Source organism: 'Vigna radiata' phytoplasma (assembly GCF_030586915.1).
GTDB lineage: Bacteria > Bacillota_I > Bacilli_A > Acholeplasmatales > Acholeplasmataceae > Phytoplasma > Phytoplasma australasiaticum.
The window spans coordinates 1-4,561 of the sequence record NZ_JAOSIS010000035.1 but is presented as its reverse complement, the minus strand read 5'-3'; the positions used below and the strand labels follow the sequence as shown (position 1 = coordinate 4,561).

The following is a 4,561-nucleotide window of genomic DNA, read 5'->3' as shown; positions in this document are numbered from 1 at the left end:
TGTGTTATAAAAGTTATTCATTCCCTGCTGGAGTTCTCTTTTTAAGGAGCCGTCATTTGTTGAACGATATTGAATTTTACTCAATGTTCGTAAAAGTTTAGTTTCTGGTGAAACCGTTGTTGACATAGTATATCAACTCCTTTCCCGATACCATTGAATAACTAGTAAATTACTTTCTTCTTTCGCCCTATAAGAGTGATTAACTCTCTTCTTGGTAAGATGATTAACTAAATTATTCCAAATTTAGGTTTACCCTTACGACTACTGAGAAGATTCTTTATCCTTGACCATCCGGGCTTTAATTTCCGGATCCGTAAACTTAATTACTTAGTTTTAGGATTCTCCAAGTTACTCTAAATATCTACCTTTGCCTTTTAGGTGAAGTGACCGCTAATGTTTTAGTGTCTTTCCTGACTGTCGGTGAGATTTCAGCTTTCTTATTGATAAACTATACAGTTCCACAATCCTAAACTGATAGCTGCTGAACTACACGGTTTCATTAGTTTGCGTGATAGGTATTACATTACATCTACTTTTCTTCTTGGGTCATTTCAGACTTATCCGTGAGGCAATTTAGTTGCGAGGTCTTCTTGATTAACTACTTCATCTCAACCCGCTTTTATGATCTGCTTTAATCTGTCATTCTTTCGTTTAACAGACCGATCATATCCATTCAATGTTTATCGGAATTGGTTATTGGTTAGATAACACGATATTTAGGCATATTTTGGCGCCCATAGCGATATATTCAAATTTCTAAATTTGATAATAATATCTTTTATTATCAGAAAGGTTATGAAATTTTGCGAATCAAAAAAAATTTTTATAAAAAAAATATTTTATTTAAATAATGGTTATTTTTAGGAATAGTAATTATAATTATGATTAATAAAAATTATCATAATGTTATTTCTTCTTAAACACCTTTATCTTTTTTAGAACAAGAAAAAGAGATTTTCTAACCTGAAGAAACACCGCTTCCTTCTAATCCACAATCTTTTACAAAAACTATTTCACCGAAAATCAAAACAACTGCAGTATGTTTATAATAAATTAAAACTGATCTTTTTCAAGAATCTTCTAATCCTGCTTTCTTACTACTTGATTTATCTTTCGAAGAAAAAAATTGCGGAATTGAAAACGAGTTGGTAACAAATGTTAGAAGGTTCATAAAAAATTATGAATATTTTATTAAATATAAAAAAGAATATGATCAATACTAATTTGTAATTAAATCCTTTTCCAAATCGAATAACAGTTTTAAAACCACAAACAATTTTATTAGAAAAAGATAAATGATAGAAGAGGTCATAAAGATAAAATTGAAAAAAACTTAAAGAAAAAATACTTGAAATAATTATTAAAATCAAAGATATTAATATTCAAATTAGTACATTAGAAATTAAATAAAAATATTACCAAGATAAGTTAGTTAATATTGAAAAATATAAAAAAAGATAGAAAAATACACGAAAGAAATCAGTGAATATTCTATTATTTCAAAACAAAAATTCCTTTTACGATATCACCTCAACTGAGGGATAAATAAAAGGAGAGTTATAAGTTAAAATGATGCAAATAAAAAATAAATTACATCTTTTGTCATCCTCTTTAATTAGTTGTTTAGGATTATTCTTCTTAATGAATATTAATCAAGTTATGGCAATGAATCCAAACTTTCCAGGAACTAGTAACAATCAACCTTCTCAACATAATCTCACTATTGAAGAAAATATTATCTATTTAAAACAAAAAATTTATGATAATGCAACCACAATAACAAACATAAATAAAACATTAAAAGAATCAGTTAATCTTACTGATGATGAAAAAAAGACTATTAAGATTAAAAACAAATCACGAACAATTAGTTAATAATCAAAAAGAACAACTAAAAATTTATCAACATCTTTTAAATATACTTTAAATAATGACAATAACTAAAAATATTATCAATATAAAAATAATTTTCTTTTCTTAAATATAAAAGACCTTTTTGCGGGGGGTCTTTTTTTATTTAAATAAATATAATAAAACATTAAATGTATTTAATTTAAAGATTTACTATTTAAAAGAGATTTTATTTAATTTATTTTTTATTTATTATAAATAATAAGGATACATATAAGTTATTAATAATATTTTGATGATGATTAATCAATTATTTATCGATAATTATTGCTTTTAGTAAAATGATAAAATTAATTTTAAAAAGAACAACATTATTTTTTAGTTAATAAATCTAATTTTTTTCTTAATTTAAGTTCTAATTCTGTTATTTCTAAATGTAAATCATATAAATTTGTTTTAAGATTATTTTTCTTTGATTTTAAACAAGATATTTGATATTTTAAAAAACTTTTAGAAACATTAAAATGGGATTTATTTTTAATTTTTAAATTCAATGATAACAATTCTTTGTCTACTGTATCAATTTCTTTTAATAATTCATTTTTTTTCCTTGAAAATTGATCTATTTTGTCTCTTAAAATTTCTATTTTAGTTTCTAAACAATCAAATAATATTTCAGAAGATTCTGTTCTTTTGATTGTTGAATAATTCGAACCAGCGTAAACTATATAAGATTTTTGATTATTTATAAATATTAAAGCTAAGAAAATTATAAATAAACAAATCATATTAATTTTTTTTATTTGTATTTTTGTGAACTTAAAATTCATATGATAAAAAACTTTCTAATGAAATTGACAAATATTTATAATTTTTTTATAAATTAATGAATATTTTTAAAAATTCATGAACAATCCATCTATAAGAAATAATAATTTGATTAAATTACAATTTTTTTCTTAAATATATATTCTTAAATATTAATAGAAAAAAATATTATTAATTTGGTTCCTCAAATGAAAAAAAAGTTTATATTATTTTATTTAAATTTAATATATTAAGATAAAATTAATAGTTATATAAATTTTATTAAATATTTAATACATTTTTATTATATATTTTTTTTGAAATTTTATTTTCATAATAATGGAAAATGGAAAATTTATTTTTAAAATTATTATCATTAAAATAATTATTTATTATTTTAATAATATTAAAAAATAATTTTATTTTTAATATTAATATTAAAACCGCATTTAATAATATAAATTAATTTTTTATAAAAAATCATATTTAATTAAGCTTATTAATATTATAAGTAAGATAAAAAATTTATTTTTACTTTTTTCAAAATCTTGAAATAAAACATTAAGGTAAAAGATTAGGATGCCAAAGATACCTAAAATTCGCGGTATTTAAAAAATAACCAGGTCAGATCGCACTGCACCCCAAAAGTATTACAATTAATAAAATCTGTTAATTATGTTCAAGATCAACTTTATTAGTTGATCTTTTTTTGTTTTTTTGCTCTTTTCAAATGAATCAAGAGGATAAATAGTCAATTTCATAAGGTTAATTAAATGGTTTACATAATTAATATTATAGGAAGTAAACTTTATAATAAAAAACATGGTTTTTACATAATATTTAATATTTTTATAAATAACAAATTTTTTAAAAAAATCATATATTTTTTTATATAAAAAATTATTTTTTTGATATTTTTATTCTAAATATAATTAAAAATAACTTATTTTAAAACCATTTAATTAATTTAAATAAATTTCACTTTATTTTATTACGTAATAAGTTTCTTAAATATTATTTATATTAAACAATATTTAATATAATTAAACATAGTTAGCTATTTTTTGATATTTTTATTCTAAATATAATTAAAAATAACTTATTTTAAAACCATTTAATTAATTTAAATAAATTTCACTTTATTTTATTACGTAATAAGTTTCTTAAATATTATTTATATTAAACAATATTTAATATAATTAAACATAGTTATCTAAATTTAAATTTTTCTAATTATAAATATATTTGAATAGACATTCTAAAATTTATTTTTTTATTATTTGCTTAAACAATTTTCATAAATTATCAAATAAATATATACGAAAAATATTAATACAGTGATATTTTGATTATAGAAGTTTTCAGTATTAAAAAATGATAAAAATAAAAAAATTTTTAATTAAAACTATTAGTGATTGCTAGAAATATAATCAAGAAATGGGCAAAGTTACTTTATTTTTACATAAAAATCACTGTTTTATATTATTATGTTTAACGAAGTAATTAACGAAAACAAAAAATCATTAACCAATGAATTAACAAAGAAAATTTACGCTTATGATATAAGAATATTAACAGCAGCAATTTAACCAAACTATGACGTCAACAAAAAAAGATTACCAAAGAAAACTTAAATAATATCAAAACTCACAACGATAAATAAATCGTAAAAAATATATTATAATTTTCAATAAATAAATTTTTTTTAAAATATTTAATTTATAAAATTATATAAATAGTGATATATTTAAATTTCAATATTTTTTATTTAAATTCTATGAAATTTTCTATGAAATTTTTTATAAAATTATTAGTAATATAAATATTAACTTATTAAAGAAGTGTATATTTAATATTCTTTATATCAATAATGATAAGGATAATAAATTAAATATTAAATTGT

2 protein-coding genes are annotated in these 4,561 nt (G+C 19.5%); one reads left to right on the top strand and one right to left on the bottom strand.

The genetic code is table 11. The features are described from left to right. Positions 1 to 1,569 precede the first annotated feature (1,569 nt). Positions 1,570 to 1,875: an SVM family protein gene (locus OC710_RS02490; RefSeq protein ID WP_004994648.1), complete on the top strand. Its 306-nt coding sequence runs from the start codon at positions 1,570 to 1,572 to the stop codon at positions 1,873 to 1,875. 347 nt (positions 1,876 to 2,222) lie between these two features. On the opposite strand, the gene OC710_RS02485 is transcribed toward OC710_RS02490, so the two are convergent. Next, positions 2,223 to 2,681: a hypothetical protein gene (locus tag OC710_RS02485; protein ID WP_004994645.1), complete on the bottom strand. Its 459-nt coding sequence runs from the start codon at positions 2,679 to 2,681 to the stop codon at positions 2,223 to 2,225. Positions 2,682 to 4,561: the final 1,880 nt, after the last annotated feature.